This is a genomic window from Cobetia sp. ICG0124 (assembly GCF_004006355.1).
Taxonomy (GTDB): domain Bacteria; phylum Pseudomonadota; class Gammaproteobacteria; order Pseudomonadales; family Halomonadaceae; genus Cobetia; species Cobetia marina.
The window spans coordinates 39,281-57,079 of the sequence record NZ_CP024893.1 but is presented as its reverse complement, the minus strand read 5'-3'; the positions used below and the strand labels follow the sequence as shown (position 1 = coordinate 57,079).

Here is a 17,799-nt window from a genome sequence, read left to right as displayed (position 1 = left end):
CCCTCGAGCGCGACTAACCGAGCAGGGAACGCAGGCCCGCGATGGCATCCCGTCCGCGGGCCACCTTCTTCTCCTGATCCTGCGGCTTGTCGGCACGCCCTTCCCACTCGAGATCCTCGGGGGGCAGCTCGTCCAGGAAGCGACTCGGCACACAGTCCATCATCTCGCCGTAGGTCTTGCGCTGCCGGGCCAGTGTCAGCACCAGCGTGCGCCGTGCCCGCGTGATGCCGACATAGGCGAGGCGACGCTCCTCCTCCACCGTCTCCATCTCGATGGAGTTGCGGTGCGGCAACAGGTCTTCCTCCAGCCCCATCACGTAGACGTGCGGGAATTCCAGGCCCTTGGAGGCATGCAGCGTCAGCAGCTGCACACGGTCCGAATCGTCCTCCTCGGCCTGCTGCTCGAGAATGTCGCGCAGCACCAGACGTGAGATGGCCGCCGCGACATCACCGGTCTCGGTGTCACCGACCATCGCCTCGCTGCCTTCAAGCTCTTCCACCTGGTCCTGGGGATTGCCGCTGATCGACTTCTCCAGCTGGTCGATCAGGATCCAGACGTTGGCCATGCGCCGTTCGGCGATCTTGGGGGCACTGGCGTTCTGATACAGCCAGCCCTCGTAATCCACTTCATGAAACAGCTCGCGGATCGCGCTGATCGACTGACCGGCATCCATCTCGCGGCGCACGCGGTCCAGCGTGTGGGTGAAGCGGCCGAGGCGGTCCAGCGCCCGCTCGCTGAGCTGCTCGCGCAGGCCCATCTCGCTGCAGGCGGCGTAGAGTGACACGCCACGCCCGGTGGCGTAGTTGGCCAGCTTCTCCAGCGTGCCCGGCCCGACTTCGCGTCGCGGCACGTTGACGATGCGCAGGAAGGCGTTGTCATCGGCCGGATTGATCAACAGCCGCAGATACGCCATCGCGTCCTTGATCTCGTTGCGCCCGAAGAAGGAGGTACCGCCGGAGAGCTTGTAGGGAATCTGGTAATGCTGCAGCTTCAGCTCCAGCAGGCGCGCCTGGAAGTTGCCACGATAGAGCACCGCGAAATCACGCCACTCGGCGCCTTCCTTGATGCGCCGCGTCAGGATCTCCCCCGCCACGCGCTCGGCCTCGGCCTCTTCGTTGCGATTCATGATGATGCGGATCGGGTCGCCATCGCCCATCTGCGACCACAGCGTCTTGTCGTAGACGTGCGGGTTGTTGGCGATCAGGGTGTTCGCTGCGCGCAGGATGATGCCGGTGGAGCGATAGTTCTGCTCCAGCTTGATCAGATTCAGGCGCGGGAAATCCTCGCCGAGGGTGACGAGGTTCTCGGGGCGCGCACCGCGCCAGGCGTAGATGGACTGATCATCGTCCCCCACCACGGTGAAGGTCTGACGCTCCTGCATCAGCATCTTCACCAGCAGATACTGACTGATGTTGGTGTCCTGATACTCATCGACCAGCATGTAGTGGATGCGCCGCTGCCAGCGCGCCAGCACCTCGGGATGGTCACGGAACAGCACCACCGGCAGCAGGATCAGGTCATCGAAGTCCACCGCGTTGTAGGCCTTGAGATGCCGGTTGTAGGCCTCGTAGATCACCGCGGCGTACTGGGCATCTTCATCCTCGGCATGCGACAGCGCCGCCCCGGGCAGGATGAGGTCATTCTTCCAGGTGGAAATCTGGCTCTGCACCGCATTGATCTGCTCGGCGTCGGTGTCGGCTTCCTTGTGCATCAGTTCCTTGATCAACACCTTGGCGTCATCGGTGTCGAACAGCGAGAAGCCCGGCTTGTAGCCCAGTGTCTTCAGCTCGCCGCGGATGATGGTCAGGCCGAGGGTGTGGAAGGTTGAGACGATCAGCCCGTGGCCCTCGCGGCCCTTGAGCATCTTGCCGACTCGCTCCTTCATCTCGCGCGCCGCCTTGTTGGTGAAGGTCACGGCGGCGATGTTGCGTGCCTTCATGCCGCATTCCTGCACCAGATAGGCGATCTTGGTCGTGATCACGCTGGTCTTGCCGGAACCGGCCCCTGCCAGTACCAGACAGGGGCCATCGATGGCGCGCACGGCTTCCTGCTGGCGGGGATTGAGCTTGGCGAGGCGATCACGGATCTCGGTCATCACGGTGTCCTGCTGGGCGAGGAAATCAATCGAAGAAACATCTCTGGTGGTGCCGGGCACGACCGGGCAGCGCACTCAATCAAGCTGCACGGCCCCGGCAAAGTCGAGCTGACGCCAGCTTTCGTAGACGACGACGGCGACGGCATTCGACAGATTCATGCTGCGGCTGTCGGCCAGCATCGGCAGGCGCAATACCTGCTCGCGGGGGAGACTGTCGAGCATCGCCTGTGGCAGGCCGCGCGTCTCCGGGCCGAACACCAGCGCATCACCGGCCTGGAAGCTGGCCTCATGCGGCGCGGTGCGGCCCCGCGTCGAGAGCGCGAAGATACGCGCAGGCTTCACGCTCGCGACGAAGTCATCGAGGCTGGCATGGCACTGCACACGTGCCCACTCATGATAATCGAGTCCGGCACGCCGCAGGCGCTTGTCCTCCAGCTCGAACCCGAGCGGCTCGATCAGATGCAGGCGAAAGCCGGTATTGGCGCACAGGCGGATGATGTTGCCGGTATTGGGCGGAATCTCGGGCTGATAGAGCACGATATCGAGCATGAGCGAACTCGCGGCAGATGACGAAAGCCAGGACAACGCAAAGCGGGCCCCGAAGGGCCCGCCATCTTACCGCAATGCGCATCCGTCGCGCAGCGTCGCGCAGGGCGGGAATCAGAACTGCAGACGCATGCCGACCAGCGGGCCGGAATCCAGCGTGCGCTCGTCACGGTTGTCGAAGTCCGCCTTCACCTTGCGGTAGCCGACATAACCTTCGACGTTGTCGATGACCTGGTAGCGGGCGCGCAGACCGTATTCGTAGCTGTGCTCCAGCTCGTCGCTGGTCACGACGTTCGGGGTGACGTAGCCATAGCCACCCAGCGAGACGCGCGGCGCGCCCGGCAGGTAGTAGTAGCCATAGCCGCCCAGGCCCAGACCGCCGCCGTCACCGTGGTCGGTGTCGTACTGGCTCCAGCGTGCGCCGAGGCCCACGTCGTATTCGCTGGTGCGCTCGGTGCCCAGCAGCTGGACGTGACCGGCGGTGACATCATCGTGGTCATCGCTGGACAGGATACCGCCGCCGAGCTGGACGCCGTTGCTGATCTCGCCGTTCAGCTCGCCCTGGACGGCTTCACTGTTGAGGTTGAGATCGGCGTTGCCGGCGAGTGCCGGGGCGGACAGGCTAGCGGCAAGGATAGCTGCCGAAAGGCCGAGAATGTTACGGTAAGCTGTCATGTGCATGTCTCTCTACGTGACTGGGAAATGTGGTGTGCGCGGGTCATGAGCGCTCTCAGGCGCTCTGGAGACCGTACTGCGCACGATAGTCGCGGATAGCTGCCGCGTACCCAGACAGTTCCTGCTGTGCGTATTGCTCAAGATACTCCAGCACCTGGTCGAGCGTCACGATACTGACCACGGGCATGGAGAAACGTGCTTCCACTTCCTGGATGGCACTGTTCGCTTTCAGGCCACCCTGTCCATCCGGAGCACGCTCCTGACGGTCCAGAGCGATCACGACCCCCGCCGCCTTGGCACGCTCGGCGTGGATGATCTCCATCACTTCGCCGATGGCGGTACCGGCGGTGATGACGTCATCGATGATCATCACGCGGCCTTCCAGGGGCGCGCCGACCAGCGAGCCGCCTTCACCATGCGTCTTGGCTTCCTTGCGATTGAAGGTAAACGGCATGTCGCGCTGATGGTGGTCGGCCAGCGCGACGGCCGTCACGGCACCCAGCGGGATGCCCTTGTAGGCAGGGCCGAACAGCACGTCGGCCTCCAGGCCCGAGTCGACGATGGCGCGGGCGTAGAAACGGCCCAGGCGCGCCAACGCCTGACCGGAGCGGAACAGGCCAGCATTGAAGAAGTAGGGGCTCACCCGCCCGGACTTGAGCGTAAACTCGCCAAACCGCAGCACGTCCTGCTCGATGGCAAACTCAATGAACTCCCGCTGGTAGTCCTGCATCCGATATCACCTTTGAATTCGTTAGCCATTTACCAAATCGTCTAAAGCTCGGGTATCATACAGGCGCGACGAACCAGGGACCACGTATGAAAATCGCTACAGTTAACGTCAATGGTATTCGAGAAGCGGTCAGCCGCGGCTTCCTCGACTGGCTTGCCAGTCAGGACGCTGACGTCGTCTGCATCCAGAACCTCAAGGCCAAGAGCTTCGAGCTCGACGACAGCATCCTCTACCCGGAAGGGTATGAAGGCTACTTCCTTGACGCCGAGAAAGACGGCTTCTCGGGCGTAGGCCTCTACTGCCGCCAGATTCCCAAGGCCATCATGTATGGACTGGGCTTCGAGCAGTGCGACAACGAAGGCCGCTACCTGCAGGCCGATTACGACCGCTTCAGCATCTGCTCCTTCCTGATGCCTGACGGCAGTGATCCGGACGCCAAGGGCGCCTTCATGGAGCAGTATCAGGAATACCTCAGCAAGCTGCGCCGCAAGCGTCGTGATTACATGATCTGCGGCACCTGGCATGTGGCCCACAAGACCGTCGATCTCGCCAACTGGTCCGACAACCAGATGACGCCCGGCTTCAAGCCGGAAGAGCGCGCCTGGATGGATCAGGTCTTCGGCCCGATCGGCTTCATCGATGCCTTCCGTGAGGTCAATCGCGAGGCTCACCAGTACTCCTGGTGGCCGGCGCTGGACAGTGACCAGCCGCGCGCCCGTCAGGAAGGCTGGCGCCTGGACTATCAGGTCATCGACCCGAACCTGCGTCGTCACATCAAGGACGCATGGATCGATACCGACGCGACCTTCAGCGAATTCGCACCGGTGATCGTCGAGTACGACCTCGAACTGTGATCCGTCGCGTCTCGCCTTGAGCGCTCGGCCTCGGGCCACCCTGCCAGTCGCATGATGTGCCATCCGGCACTGACGAAAACGCCCCCACCGCGCAAGCGATGGGGGCGTTTTCCGTCGGGTCCCGAAAAAGGACTCAGGCCTCGGCGGGCATGCCCAGCGCCGCACGCTGCGCGGCGAACAGCTCCGCTCCGGTCCGCTCGGCGAGATCCAGCAGCGCGTTGAGCTCGGCGCGATCAAAGGCTGCGCCTTCGGCCGTGCCCTGCACCTCGATCAGCCCCTTGCCTTCCGCCATCACCACGTTCATGTCGGTATCGGCCTTGCTGTCTTCCGGATAGTCGAGATCCGTGACCGGCACGCCCTTGTAGATACCGACGGACACGGCGCTGACCAGACTCACCAGCGGGTCGGTCTTGATCTTGCGCTCACGCTGCAGGCCCTGCAGCGCATCGACCAGCGCCACACAGCCACCGGTGATCGCCGCGGTACGCGTGCCGCCATCGGCCTGCAGCACATCGCAGTCGATGGTGATGGTGTATTCGCCCAGCTTCTTGAGGTCCACCGCAGCGCGCAGCGCACGGCCGATCAGACGCTGGATCTCCACCGTACGGCCACCCTGCTTGCCACGCGCCGCCTCACGATCACTGCGGGTGTGGGTCGCCCGCGGCAGCATGCCATATTCGGCGGTCAGCCAGCCCTTGCCGGAACCGCGCAGCCAGCGCGGCACGCCCGCCACGACAGAGGCGGTGCACAGTACGCGGGTATCCCCGAACTCCACCAGCACCGAGCCCTCGGCGTGACGAGTGAACTCACGGGTCAGGCGGATCTCGCGCGGCTGCTCCGGGGTGCGGCCACTGGGACGGGTCACGTTGGCTTCGCTCATGGGGATTCCTTGTTACAGTCTTCGGGAGGCCAGAGTCTACACGCCGCAGCCACGGGCGACGACCTTCGCACCGCGCGGGCCAGACCTGCTCCTGATAACTGGGCGCTCAAGAGCGGCACGCGTACACTTCAGGCTATCAGCGCGGTCGCTCATGCACCGCCTCTCTTCTGACAGCCAACCGACAAGGAGCACGTCATGGTCCACAGCATGACCGCCTTCAGCCGCCAGACCCATGAAGCCGACTACGGCACCCTGACGCTGGAGCTGCGCTCGGTGAACCAGCGCTATCTCGAACCGCACTTCCGCCTGCCCGACAGCCTGCGCGAACTCGAAAGCGCCTTCCGCGAAGGCCTGCGCAAGCGCCTCAGCCGCGGCAAGGTCGAACTCTCGCTGCGCTTTGACGCCGAAGCCGGTGCCGACAGCCTCGCCGTCGATGCCAGACGCCTGGGCGAACTCAGCCGCGTGCTCGCCGAAGTCGGCCAGCACTGCCCGGACGCCCCGCAGCCCTCACGCCTCGCCCTGCTCGACTACCCCGGCGTACTGGTACGCGAAGGAGCCGATCAGGAGCGCATCAAGGCCGATGCCTTGAGTCTGTTCAAGCGCGCGCTGGACGAGCACATCGAAGGCCGCGCCCGCGAAGGCGAACGCCTCGCCGAACTCATCACCGCTCGCCTCGACAGCGTCGACAGCCACGTCGCCGAAGTCCGCCGCCTGATGCCGGACATCCTCGCCCGACAGCGTGAAACCCTGCTCGCTCGCCTCGAGGAAGTTCGCGCCACCCTCGACCCGCAACGCCTGGAAGCCGAACTGACCCTGATGGCCCAGAAGGCCGATGTCGATGAAGAACTCGACCGCCTCGACACCCACGTCAGCGAAGTCCGTCGTCAGCTCACCCAGAAGGGCCCCATCGGCCGCCGCCTCGACTTCCTGATGCAGGAACTCAACCGCGAAGCCAACACCCTCTCCTCCAAATCCGTCGTCGCCGACACCACCCGCTGCGCCGTCGAGCTCAAGGTACTGATCGAACAGATGCGTGAGCAGATTCAGAATATCGAGTGAAGTCTTGTGACAGGAGTTAGTCGGATGAGCAGACCCGAACCATGGAGTGGTGAAGAAGTTATTGCGACTGTCGAGACGTATAAGAAGATGCTAATTGCAGAGTTATGTGGCCAGCATTATGTGAAGACAGAACACAATCGCGAGCTTGCCAAGAAATTACATCGTCGCTCGAGAGCCTCTATCGAGTTTAAGCATCAAAACATCAGCGCCGTGCTACGAGATGCTGACTGCCCCTATATCAATGGCTACAAGCCGATGAGTAACTATCAGGGCATGCTGGTCGATGTCGTTGAGCGCCATCTGCTTCGTACTGAGCTATTCGATCAAGCAGCGCGCAATGCGGCGGATCGCCCGGTGATTGATGCGCCAGCCCCAAAGGATACCTCGATCATTGTGACGCCGCCGGACTCTAAAACACCTCCGATAAGCGTGCAGGAAGCTAAACAACGTTACGTAACACCCACACCGGTTAAGCGCGATTACCTGGCGCGAGAAGCCCGCAACCATGCACTGGGGAGTGCCGGCGAGCGTTTTGTGGTGGCCTTTGAGAAGATGCGCCTCAGAAAAGAAGGCCAGACATCGCTGGCCGAGAAGGTCGAGCATGTGGCGAAAACACAGGGCGATGGCTTGGGCTATGACGTCCTGTCCTTTGAGGCTGATGGCCGAGAGCGCTGGATCGAGGTGAAGACGACGGCATTCGCCAAAGAGTGCGCTTTTTTCATCACGCCAAATGAACTCAAGTGCTCACAAGCCAATCCAGAGCACTACCATCTTTTCCGCATCTTTAGCTTCTTAACCCAACCCAACATGTACTGCTTGAGGGGGGATCTTTACCCGCAATTGACGCTCAATCCGCAAAGCTATCGCGCACACCTACTGTGAATGGCTGGCTCCCGTGTCCTAGCAATTGAAACTCTGCCCGACAGGCGCCATCTTGTCTGCATCCCTCAGCTGAGGGCATTTCCGCTCAAGGAGTCAGGCATGTCTATCGAACAAGTGCTGTACCGTGCAGAAGCCACTACCACTGGGGGTCGTGAGGGCAAGTCGCGTTCTTCCGATGGTGCGCTGGATGTCACCCTGAGCACACCGAAGGAGCTGGGCGGTGGTGGCGGTGAAGGCACCAACCCGGAGCAGCTGTTCGCGGCGGGTTACTCTGCGTGCTTCATCGGTGCCATGAAGCACGTGGCCAGCACTGACGGCGTGACGCTGCCGGAAGGCCTGGAGATCACCGGCAAGGTGGGTATCGGCCAGATTCCGGCCGGTTTCGGTATCGAGGTGGCGCTGGATATCAGTCTGCCGGGCATGGACAAGGCCGAGGCGGATGCGCTGGTCGAGAAGGCGCACCAGGTGTGCCCTTACTCCAACGCGACGCGTGGCAACATCGATGTGACGCTGAACGTCAGCGTCTGATGACTGGCGACTGATCGCCAGACACGAAAACGCCGCCCCTCGGGGCGGCGTTTTTGATGGTGCGACACACTCATTGCTCTCGAGCGTGCGAGCCGATCAGACGCCCTGCTCACGCGCCATGCGGCGGGCAATGCAGCGGAGCGTTCCACAGGCTGGGCAGCAGAATCAGTGACACTGGCACGGCGGTGACGACGATGAAGGATTGCAGCGCATTGATGCCGCCATCGCCCATCGAGATCAGCAGCGCCGCGACCACGCCCATCATCAGGCTCCAGAACACGCGCACGCCACGCGGCGGATTGTCGTGGCCGCTCATCACCATCGAGACGGCGTAGGTCATCGAGTCACCGGTGGTGGCGACGAACAGCGTGGTCAGCACCAGGAACAGCACCGAGATGGTGAAGCCGAACGGCAGTTGCTGGGTGATGGCGATCAGCGCTGCCGGCAGGTTGAAGCCGGTGAACGGGCCGGAGACGCTGCCCGGGTTGCTCAGCTCGAAGGCGAGACCGCTGCCACCGATGATGGTGAACCACAGGCAGGTTACCAGCGGCGAGATGACCGCGATCAACAGCACCATCTGACGCAGGGTACGGCCACGCGAGATGCGCGCGACGAACATCGCCATCAGCGGACCATAGCCGATGAACCAGCCCCAGAAGAACAGCGTCCAGCCATTCAGCCAGCCATCGTCAGCACGGAAGGTGGACATCGGAGACGAAGTCGCCGACGTAGCGCACCATGCCCTTGCGGGAAGGCATCCAGCAGGAAGCCGGTCGGGCCCATGATCAGGATGAACAGCAACAGCGCGCCGCCGAGCAGGACGTTGGTGCTGCTCAGGAACTGGATGCCACGGGTCACGCCGCTCACCGCTGACAGGGTGTAGATGACGGTCAGCACGAGCAGCAGGGTGAGCTGGGTCGTGTAGGTATCGGGGATGCCGAACAGCGCATTGAGGCCATAGCTGACCTGCAGGCCGAGGAAGCCGATGGGGCCGACGGTACCGGCGACCACCGCCAGCACGCAGCAGGCATCCACCAGTGCGCCGACGGGGCCACGCATGACGCGGTCGCCGAACAGCGGGTAGAGCAGCGTGCGCGGCTTGAGCGGCAGCCCCTTCTCGTAGTGCAGGTACATGAAGATGATGCCGGTCAGGCTGCCGAGCATCGCCCAGGCCAGGAAGCCCCAGTGCATGAAGCTCTGCGCCAGCGCGTTGTAGGCGGCATCGGCGTTGCCCGTCGGCGGCATTCGGCGCCGAACACCGGCGGCGGCGAGGTGAAGTGAGCGATCGGCTCGGCCGCTGCCCAGAAGACACCACCGCCCGCCAGCAGCGTGCACAGGATGATGGCCATCCAGCGCAGCGTCGAGATATCCGGCGCGGCGAGTCCGCCCATGCGCCACCCGTCCGGTGCGGCCGATGGTCATGCACGATGGCGATGACGAAGGTCGCCAGCATCAGCGCTTGCCAGTAGGCACCGAAGTAGTGGGTCGAGACACCGAAGGCACTCTGGATGAGCGCGGAGACACCGTCGAGATCGACCAGTGCGGCGATGGCGAACAGCGCCAGCACGCCACCACTGATGATGAAGACAGGCCAGTCGATACCTTGCGGGGAGTGTGCGGGAATCAGCGGGGGGAGTTACCGGTGTGGCGGAGCCGGACGAAACAGTCCGGGAAGAATCCGTCATTAGTCAGCCTCTGGGCATGATCTGAGTAGACGGTGCAGTGTATCAGTCGAGACAGGAGGAAATAGGCGATAAGCGGTTGTTTTTACACCTATGTAACGCGACGTATCATCAAGCCTACAGCCGTTTTACATTCAATCAGAGTCCTTGCTCGCGGGCCATCCTGCGCGCGATGCCGCGGCGCATTCCACAGGCTCGGCAACAGGATCAGCGAGACCGGCACGGCGGTGACGACGATGAAGGATTGCAGCGCATTGATGCCGCCATCGCCCATCGAGATCAGCAAGGCTGCCACCACGCCCATGATCAGACTCCAGAACACGCGCACGCTGCGTGGCGGGTCGTCGTGCCCACTCATCACCATCGAGATGGCATACGTCATCGAGTCGCCAGTGGTGGCCACGAACAATGCCGACAGAATCAGGAACATCACGGACATGATGAAACCGAACGGTAGCTGCTGGGTGATGGCGATCAAGGCCGCCGACAGGTTGAAGCCGGTGAACGGGCCGGACACGCTGCCGGGATCGGCCAGCTCGAAGGCCAGACCGCTGCCACCGAGAATGGTGAACCACACGCAGGTCGCCAGCGGCGACAGGAGAGTGATCAACCACACCATCTGGCGCAGCGTGCGGCCCCGCGAGATACGCGCGACCAGCATCGCCATCAGGGGTCCGAAACCGATGAACCAGCCCCAGAAGAACAGCGTCCAGCTGTTCAGCCACCCAGTGTCCGCGCGAAAGACCGCCATCGGCGACGATGTGTTTCAGGTAGTCCACCATGCCCTAGCGGGAAGGCCTTGAGCAGGAATTCCGTCGGTCCCATGATCAGGATGAACAGCAACATCGCGCCGCCGATCAGCACATTGGCGCTGCTCAGGAATTGAATGCCGCGCATGACACCACTCACCGCTGACAGGGTGTAGACGGCGGTCAACATGGCCAACAGCACCAGTTGCGTCGTGTAGGTGTCGGGAATGCCGAACAGCGCGTTGAGCCCGAAGCTGAGCTGGATGCCGAGAAAGCCCACTGGCCCCACGGTGCCCGCGATGACCGCCAGCACGCAGCAGGCGTCCACCAGCGCTCCCGCAGGTCCTCGCATCACCCGGTCGCCGAACAGCGGATAGAGCAGCGTGCGCGGCTTGAGCGGCAGACCCTTCTCATAGTGGAGGTGCATGAAGACCACGCCGGTCAGGCTGCCCAGAACCGCCCAGCCGAGAAATCCCCAGTGCATGAAGCTCTGCGCCAGCGCGTTGTAGGCAGCATCGAGATTGCCCATCGGCGGCGTTCGGCGCCGAACACCGGTGGCGGCGAGGTGAAGTGGGCGATCGGCTCCGCCGCGGCCCAGAAGACGCCGCCCCCCGCCAGCAACGTGCACAGGATGGTCGCCATCCAGCGCGGCGTGGAAATGTCCGGCGTGTCCAGGCCACCCATGCACCACCCGTCCCGTGCGACCGAACGTCATGCACGATGGCGACAAGGAAGGTGACGATCATCAGCGCCTGCCAATAGGCACCGAAGTAGGCGGTCGAGAGATCGAAGGCATGCTGGATGAGCGACGAGACGCCCTCGAGATTGACCAGTGCGGCGATCACGAACACCGCCATCACGCCACCGCTGAGGAGGAAGACGGGCCAGTCGAGGCCCCGGGAGGAAGCGCGGGAAACAGGGGTAGGGGCTGCTGAAGTTGCGGCGCCGGACGAAAGGGTCCGGGTGGTATCCGTCATTTATCTGCCTCCCATGACATCGCCTCGCCGCCGTGATTTCACCCCCTCGATGAAACTGCGCAACCAGCGCCTGCTTCAGGACGTGACCTGCTCCCGGAGCGCGCCGCTCGATGTGGCCTTCGTGCTGCTGGAGCACTTCTCCCTCCCCGCCTTCACCTCCGGGCTGGATGCGCTGGTGACTGCCAATCTGCTCCGTGACGATCCCTTCTATCGCCTGCACACCTGTGGCCTGAACGATGGCAGCGTACGCAGCGATCTTGGCATCGACATCATGCCCGGCCTGACGCTTGCCGAGCTGGACCCCGCCCAGTGCGATCTGCTGATCGTGTGCGGAGGCTATCGCGTGATGCTGGAAGAGATTCCGAGGCTCAACGAGCTGCTGCGCCGTGCCGCCCAGCAGGGCTGTCGCCTGGGCAGTCTGTGGAACGGCAGCTACTTCCTGGCCTCGGCCGGGGTGATGGAGGGCCATCGTTGCACCATTCACCCCGAGAACGCGGCGCTGTTCAGCGAGACCTTCCCCGCGCTCGAGCTGTCCCGAGCCCCGCTGGTCGTCGAGGAAGCGCGTCTCAGCAGTGCCAGCGCCGCCAGTGCGCTGGACATGATGCTGGAAGGCATGCGTCAGCGTCACGGGGAGGATCTGGCGCGCAGCGTCGAGGAGATTCTGGCCTGCGAGCGCCCGGCCACGCCCAGTCCGTGGCATGTCGAGCAGACGCTGCCCGCACCGGACAGTCACCTTCCCGAGGCACTGCGCTCCATCCTGGAGTTGATGAGCAGCAACCTCGAGGAGCCGCTGAGCATGACCGACATCTCGCACTGCGTCTCCCTGTCGCGGCGCCAGATAGAGCGGCTTTTCACGCGACATCTGGATACCACGCCATCTCGCCATTATCTGGAGATGCGCCTGACACGCGCCCGCCAGCTGCTGACCCAGGGCAATGCCAGCATCACCGATGTCACCGTGGCCTGCGGCTTCGTCAGCACCACACATTTCAGTCACTGCTTTCGGGATTACTTCGGCATGTCACCGACGCGCGCTCGCCAGAGATGCTGACAGTCCCTTGCCACTGATGAGCCGCTTTCACGGCCTCGCTTCATGCACACATCAGGCGGAAGCCGTCTGCAATTCGCGGCGCTCATGGCGCTGCCCGAGCAGGAAGACGATCAAGCCGGCGATGGCCATGGCCACCCCGACCAGGCCGATGGAGGAGTGGGACGGGCCATACGCGAAGGCCAGGCCACCACACCAGGCGCCCAGCGCATTGGCGATGTTGAAGGCCGCGTGATTGAGGGTCGCCGCCATGGTCTGGGCGTCTTCCGCCACATCCATCAGGCGCATCTGCAGCGCCGGTGCCAGGCCGATGCCCGTGCCGACCAGTCCGACGAACAGGATACCGCTCCAGACACCGTCGGCGGCGAAGTAGAAGCCACCCTGTACCAGCGCGCTCCAGATCAGCACGGCAGGAATGGTGCGCATCAGGTCGATGTCCGCAGCACGGCTACCGAGCAGGTTGCCGATGATGGTGCCCACCCCGAAGACGGCCAGCACCATCGGCACCAGATTCTGGGACAGTCCGGCCTGGACGTTGAGCGTCTCCACCGCATAGCTGTAGACACTGAACATGCCGCCGAAACCGATGCAGGCGATGCCAAGGGTATAGAGCACCCGCGGCTTGATCAGCGCGGCCAGCTCGGTCAGCGGCGTCGCGTTCTGATTGCCTGCCTGATAGGGCACGAAGCCACGCACCAGCACGGCCGTCGCCAGCGCCAGCAGGCCGACGAGGAGGAACGCGGAATGCCAACCGAACAGACTGCCGAACCAGGTCGCCGCTGGCGCCCCGATGAGAATCGCCACCGTCAGCCCCATCATCACGCGCCCGACGGCACGGCCACGCTCGCCGGCGGGAGCAGCATCCGCCGCCACCAGTGCGGCCACCCCCAGATAGACGCCATGCGGCAGCCCCGCGATGAAGCGCAGCGCGGCGAAGCTGGTCAGTGAGGGGGCCATCAGGCTGGCCACGTTGCTGAGCGCGAACAGCAGCATCAGGCCAATCAACAAGCCACGCCGCGGCAGGCGTGCGCCAAGCGCCGAGATCAGCGGAGCACCGACTACCACCCCCATCGCATAGGCGCTGATGGCATAGCCGACCTGCTGGGATGACACCTGAAAGTCCGCGGCGATGTTGGGCATCAGCCCCATGATCACGAATTCGGTAGTGCCGATGGCAAAGGCACCGAGTGCCAGCGCCAGTTCGGCGATGCGCGGATGGCGCGCAACGGGGGAGGCAGACATGTCCGGGTCTCCTGAAACTTGAAAGGGGGCAGGCCACGGATGGCATTGCCTGCGCATGGCTGGCGCTACGCAAGGCAAAAGACCGCGCGCCATTCATCATCTGCCAGGAAGGCGGGAATGAATGGCGCGCGGGACAGGTAACAGGTGATGCGCTCGTGCGTGGCGTCTCTCTTGGACGCCTGCTGCACGTCGGCCGATGCTTGAGCGATCAATGAAATATACGACCATTGTTGCAGATAACGCCACGCCGGCCCAACCGATTCATCACGACAACTGTGGTGCCGGAAGTGCAACATCGGTACATGACACCGTCATGTCTGCCTGCAGCCCAAGCAGGGGTGAGTGTGCGATAATGCGCCGATTCAGCGACAGCAAGCGGATCCCTTCCATGTCTTCGACATCATCAGCACCCTCCACTGCCGCCAGCAACGCCCGTGGCACTCTCTACATCATTTCCGCGCCCTCCGGCGCCGGCAAGACCACACTGGTCAAGGCATTGCTGGAGCGCATGAACGGCATCGGCGTATCCGTCTCGCACACCACCCGCGGCCAGCGCCCGGGCGAGCAGGATGCCGTCAACTACCACTTCGTGGATGTCGATCACTTCAAGACGATGATCGAGCAGGGCGACTTCTTCGAGCACGCCCAGGTCTTCGACAACTTCTATGGCACCTCGCGTCCGGCGGTCGAAGCTCGCCTGAGCAAGGGCGAGGACGTCATCCTCGAGATCGACTGGCAAGGCGCCCAGCAGGTACGCGCCCAGGTGCCGGAAGCCGTCTCCATCTTCATCCTGCCGCCGTCGCGTGAAGCGCTGCTCGAGCGCCTGTCCGGTCGCGGTACCGATGGGGAAGACGTCATCGCCCGGCGCATGCGTGACGCCGTCAGCGAGATGTCCCACTACGACGAGTACGACCTGATCGTCATCAACGATGATTTTACTCAGGCATTGGACGAGCTGTGCAGTCTGATCACCGCCGAGCGCGCACGCCGCCCGCGCGTCCAGGCGCGCCATGCCGCATTGCTGGACTCCCTGCTCGCCGGATGACGCCCGTGCACGAAGTCCAGGATAGCGCCCTACTTGTCACGCCACAAGGGCGTCGAGTAGACTCGATTCCCTTTCAGAATCATTGGCCGCTGCGCTGTCTCGCCCCTGGCGGGCTGGCGCAGCGGCATTGTGCTTGCGTCGTGTGCGAGATACTGTCAGATGATCAGGGTATGCGGCCCCTAGCGGTCGCGGCACTCTGCGCTGATTACACGCCGACAGCGAACCCCCGAATATCCCGCTATTGAAGGTGCACTGCCATGGCCCGCGTAACCGTAGAAGATTGCCTCGAGAACGTCGACAACCGCTTCCAGCTGGTGATGATCTCCACTCGTCGTGCCCGTCAGCTGTCACGTGGCAGCCGCAACGCCCAACTGCCGTGGGAAAACGACAAGCCGACCGTGCTGGCCCTGCGCGAAGTGGCGGCGGGTCTGGTCAACCGCGACATCCTGAATGAGCCGGTCGAAGCTCCAATCCAGCGCAAGCCGGTGCTGCCGCAGATCGAGGACTGAGCCCCGGCTCTCCCTCTCCTGTACGTGTGCTGATCCGCACCTCCAACGTCGCGCCATCATGGCCATCACGCGGGGTGCGGGCCCGGAACCACCTTGAGCCAAGGCCGCTGAATGTTCACGATCGATGACCTGGCAGACCGCCTGGGCGGTTATCTTCCCGAGGAAGAGATCCGTCAGGTTAGGCGCGCCTTCTATTACGCCGAGCAGGCCCACGATGGCCAGCGCAGGCGTTCCGGTGAACCCTATGTAACCCACCCGCTGGCGGTGGCGAACATTCTCGCCAACATGCACATGGACCATCAGAGCCTGATGGCGGCCATGCTGCACGATGTCATCGAAGACACCAGCGTGACCTTCGAGGCACTGGCCGGCCAGTTCGGCGAGCCGGTGGCCTTGCTGGTCGATGGCGTCTCGAAGCTGACCCAGATCACCTTCGAGGACAAGGCCGTCGCTCAGGCCGAGAACTTCCAGAAGATGGTGCTGGCGATGTCCCAGGACATCCGCGTCATCATCGTCAAACTGGCCGACCGTCTCCACAACATGCGTACCCTTGGTGCCCTGCGCCCCGAGAAGAAGCGGCGCATCGCCCGTGAGACGCTCGAGATCTACGCCCGCGTCGCCAACCGCCTCGGTATCAACACCATCCGTGTCGAACTGGAAGATCTGTCCTTCCAGGCGCTGCACCCGATGCGCTCCGAACGCATCAAGCGTGCCGTCACCGCCGCGCGTGGCAATCGTCGTACCCTGATGCGCGAGATCCAGGCCAGCCTGCAGAACGCGCTGGAGCGCGATCAGCTGCCCGGCTCGGTGATCGGCCGTCAGAAGCATCTGCTGTCCATCTACCGCAAGATGCGTGACCAGCAGAAGCCCTTCAATGAACTGATGGACGTGTTCGGCTTCCGCATCATCACTGATGACGTGGACAGCTGCTATCGCATCCTCGGCGTGGTGCACAATCTCTACAAGCCGGTACCGGGACGCTTCAAGGATTACATCGCGATCCCCAAGGCCAATGGCTACCAGAGTCTGCACACCACGCTGTTCGGCATGAACGGCATGCCCATCGAGGTGCAGATCCGCACCCGCGAGATGGAAGCGATGGCCAACAACGGCATCGCGGCCCACTGGCTGTACAAGGCCGGGCAGACCGACCGTCCCATCGGCGCCGGCAGCCACGCACGTGCCCGCGAATGGGTACGTGGCCTGCTCGAGATGCAACGCCATGCCGGCAACTCGCTGGAATTCATCGAGCACGTCAAGAACGACCTGTTCCCCGATGATACCTACGTGTTCACCCCCAAGGGCGACATCATGGAGCTGCCGCGCGGTGCGACGGCGGTCGATTTCGCCTATGCGGTGCACACCGATGTCGGCAACAGCTGCATCGCCTGTCGCATCGATCGTCATCTGGCACCGCTATCCTCGCCACTGGAGAGCGGTCAGACCGTCGAGGTCATCACCGCACCAGGCGCCAAGCCCAACCTGGCGTGGCTCAACTTCGTCACCACCGCCAAGGCGCGTTCCGCCATTCGCCACTACCTCAAGCATCAGCAGCGCAGCGAGTCCGTGGCATTGGGCCAGCGCCTGCTGATCAAGGCACTCGCCGGCCTGGACATCACCCTCGAACAGCTGCCGCCCCAGCGCCTGGATACCCTGGCGGCGGAGCTTGAGCTGGAAGGCGGGCGTGATGATCTGCTCGAGTCCATCGGTCTCGGTACCCGCGCCGCCTACAGCGTGGCGCAGAGCCTGCTGAACGACAGGATGAGTCCCGCGGCACAGCAGCCCAAGTTCTCGGCCAAGGATGGCAACGTCCAGCCGGAGGACAGTGGCATCGGGCCGATGCAGGTCAGTGGCGGCGACAGCATGGTCACCAGCTATGCACGCTGCTGCCACCCGCTGCCTGGAGAGCCCATCATGGGCCACCTGTCAGCCGGCAAGGGCCTGGTGGTCCATCGTCAGGAATGCAGCAATCTGACCGAGCTGGCCAGCGATCCGGAGCGTGTCTTCCCGCTGACCTGGGCCGAGCAGATCGAAGGCGACTTCACCGTCGCCCTGCGCATCGAAGCCCAGACCCAGCGCGGGCTGATCGCCGAGCTGGCCGAACTCGTCACCGACGCGGAAGCCAATATCGAACGCATCGGCATCGAGGAGCGCGACGCTCACCTGGCCATCGTCAATCTGACCCTGGCGGTACGTGATCGCATTCACCTGGCACGCATCATCAAGCGCATGCGCAACCTGTTGCACGTGGAGCGCATTACCCGCGTCATCAGTTGATCCAGTCACAAGGAGCACAAC

General features: G+C 63.4%; 20 protein-coding genes. 8 read left to right on the top strand and 12 right to left on the bottom strand.

Features of this window, described 5'->3' with window-relative positions:
• Positions 1–13: 13 nt before the first annotated feature.
• The 4 genes from rep to pyrE all read right to left on the bottom strand — a co-directional run bounded on the left by rep (position 14) and on the right by pyrE (position 4,046).
• Positions 14–2,095 carry a DNA helicase Rep gene (rep, locus tag CU110_RS00270; RefSeq protein WP_084207727.1) on the bottom strand — a complete coding sequence of 694 codons (2,082 nt, stop codon included), beginning with the start codon at positions 2,093–2,095 and terminating at the stop codon, positions 14–16.
• Between the two features lie 75 nt (positions 2,096–2,170).
• Positions 2,171–2,644: a tRNA (uridine(34)/cytosine(34)/5-carboxymethylaminomethyluridine(34)-2'-O)-methyltransferase TrmL gene (gene trmL / locus CU110_RS00265; RefSeq protein ID WP_084207726.1), complete on the bottom strand. Its 474-nt coding sequence runs from the start codon at positions 2,642–2,644 to the stop codon at positions 2,171–2,173.
• 111 nt (positions 2,645–2,755) lie between these two features.
• Complete coding sequence (locus CU110_RS00260) at positions 2,756–3,316, bottom strand: YfaZ family outer membrane protein (RefSeq protein ID WP_077379903.1); 561 nt, start codon at positions 3,314–3,316, stop codon at positions 2,756–2,758.
• A gap of 55 nt (positions 3,317–3,371) precedes the next feature.
• Complete coding sequence (gene pyrE, locus CU110_RS00255; RefSeq protein ID WP_077379901.1) at positions 3,372–4,046, bottom strand: orotate phosphoribosyltransferase; 675 nt, start codon at positions 4,044–4,046, stop codon at positions 3,372–3,374.
• Positions 4,047–4,132: 86 nt separating this feature from the next.
• On the opposite strand from pyrE, the gene CU110_RS00250 reads away from it, so the two are divergent.
• Entirely contained in the window at positions 4,133–4,900 is a 768-nt protein-coding gene (locus tag CU110_RS00250) for an exodeoxyribonuclease III (RefSeq protein WP_077379899.1), read from the top strand.
• A gap of 133 nt (positions 4,901–5,033) precedes the next feature.
• On the opposite strand, the gene rph is transcribed toward CU110_RS00250, so the two are convergent.
• Positions 5,034–5,780: a ribonuclease PH gene (gene rph / locus CU110_RS00245; protein ID WP_084207725.1), complete on the bottom strand. Its 747-nt coding sequence runs from the start codon at positions 5,778–5,780 to the stop codon at positions 5,034–5,036.
• Between the two features lie 195 nt (positions 5,781–5,975).
• Here rph and CU110_RS00240 point away from each other — a divergent pair, with 195 nt between their 5' ends.
• The 3 genes from CU110_RS00240 to CU110_RS00230 all read left to right on the top strand — a co-directional run bounded on the left by CU110_RS00240 (position 5,976) and on the right by CU110_RS00230 (position 8,249).
• Positions 5,976–6,839, top strand: coding sequence for a YicC/YloC family endoribonuclease (locus CU110_RS00240; protein ID WP_084207724.1), 864 nt, complete (start codon positions 5,976–5,978; stop codon positions 6,837–6,839).
• 24 nt (positions 6,840–6,863) lie between these two features.
• On the top strand, positions 6,864–7,721 hold the full coding sequence (locus CU110_RS00235; RefSeq protein ID WP_084207723.1) for a DUF3883 domain-containing protein: 858 nt from the start codon (positions 6,864–6,866) through the stop codon (positions 7,719–7,721).
• A 99-nt stretch (positions 7,722–7,820) separates the two neighbouring features.
• Positions 7,821–8,249 carry an organic hydroperoxide resistance protein gene (locus tag CU110_RS00230; RefSeq protein WP_054556341.1) on the top strand — a complete coding sequence of 143 codons (429 nt, stop codon included), beginning with the start codon at positions 7,821–7,823 and terminating at the stop codon, positions 8,247–8,249.
• A 109-nt stretch (positions 8,250–8,358) separates the two neighbouring features.
• Here CU110_RS00230 and CU110_RS17465 read toward each other — a convergent pair whose 3' ends face one another.
• The 6 genes from CU110_RS17465 to CU110_RS17440 form a co-directional block, all read right to left on the bottom strand.
• Complete coding sequence (locus CU110_RS17465) at positions 8,359–8,958, bottom strand: BCCT family transporter (RefSeq protein WP_276317877.1); 600 nt, start codon at positions 8,956–8,958, stop codon at positions 8,359–8,361.
• Positions 8,925–9,494: a BCCT family transporter gene (locus CU110_RS17460; protein ID WP_276317876.1), complete on the bottom strand. Its 570-nt coding sequence runs from the start codon at positions 9,492–9,494 to the stop codon at positions 8,925–8,927. Before CU110_RS17460 ends, CU110_RS17465 begins: the two co-directional genes overlap by 34 nt.
• On the bottom strand, positions 9,398–9,598 hold the full coding sequence (locus tag CU110_RS17455; protein ID WP_276317938.1) for a BCCT family transporter: 201 nt from the start codon (positions 9,596–9,598) through the stop codon (positions 9,398–9,400). The genes CU110_RS17460 and CU110_RS17455 overlap by 97 nt, the downstream gene beginning before the upstream one ends.
• A 424-nt stretch (positions 9,599–10,022) precedes the next feature.
• A complete protein-coding gene (locus CU110_RS17450) occupies positions 10,023–10,682 on the bottom strand; it encodes a BCCT family transporter (protein ID WP_276317875.1) in 660 nt (219 codons plus the stop codon).
• A complete protein-coding gene (locus CU110_RS17445; RefSeq protein ID WP_276317874.1) occupies positions 10,649–11,209 on the bottom strand; it encodes a BCCT family transporter in 561 nt (186 codons plus the stop codon). Before CU110_RS17445 ends, CU110_RS17450 begins: the two co-directional genes overlap by 34 nt.
• Complete coding sequence (locus CU110_RS17440; protein ID WP_276317937.1) at positions 11,122–11,322, bottom strand: BCCT family transporter; 201 nt, start codon at positions 11,320–11,322, stop codon at positions 11,122–11,124. The genes CU110_RS17445 and CU110_RS17440 overlap by 88 nt, the downstream gene beginning before the upstream one ends.
• Before the next feature lie 348 nt (positions 11,323–11,670).
• On the opposite strand from CU110_RS17440, the gene CU110_RS00215 reads away from it, so the two are divergent.
• Positions 11,671–12,708 (top strand): GlxA family transcriptional regulator, encoded by a 1,038-nt coding sequence (locus tag CU110_RS00215; RefSeq protein WP_084207720.1) that lies wholly within the window; start codon positions 11,671–11,673, stop codon positions 12,706–12,708.
• Positions 12,709–12,759: 51 nt separating this feature from the next.
• Here CU110_RS00215 and CU110_RS00210 read toward each other — a convergent pair whose 3' ends face one another.
• Positions 12,760–13,947, bottom strand: a complete 1,188-nt coding sequence (locus CU110_RS00210) for an MFS transporter (RefSeq protein ID WP_084207719.1) — start codon at positions 13,945–13,947, stop codon at positions 12,760–12,762.
• Between the two features lie 388 nt (positions 13,948–14,335).
• Between CU110_RS00210 and gmk the strand changes: the two genes are divergently transcribed.
• The 3 genes from gmk (at position 14,336) to CU110_RS00195 (ending at position 17,778) form a co-directional block, all read left to right on the top strand.
• A complete protein-coding gene (gmk, locus tag CU110_RS00205) occupies positions 14,336–14,992 on the top strand; it encodes a guanylate kinase (RefSeq protein ID WP_084209566.1) in 657 nt (218 codons plus the stop codon).
• A 257-nt stretch (positions 14,993–15,249) separates the two neighbouring features.
• Positions 15,250–15,501: a DNA-directed RNA polymerase subunit omega gene (gene rpoZ, locus CU110_RS00200; RefSeq protein ID WP_077379876.1), complete on the top strand. Its 252-nt coding sequence runs from the start codon at positions 15,250–15,252 to the stop codon at positions 15,499–15,501.
• A 111-nt stretch (positions 15,502–15,612) separates the two neighbouring features.
• A complete protein-coding gene (locus CU110_RS00195) occupies positions 15,613–17,778 on the top strand; it encodes a bifunctional (p)ppGpp synthetase/guanosine-3',5'-bis(diphosphate) 3'-pyrophosphohydrolase (protein WP_077379874.1) in 2,166 nt (721 codons plus the stop codon).
• The last annotated feature ends 21 nt before the right edge of the window (positions 17,779–17,799 follow it).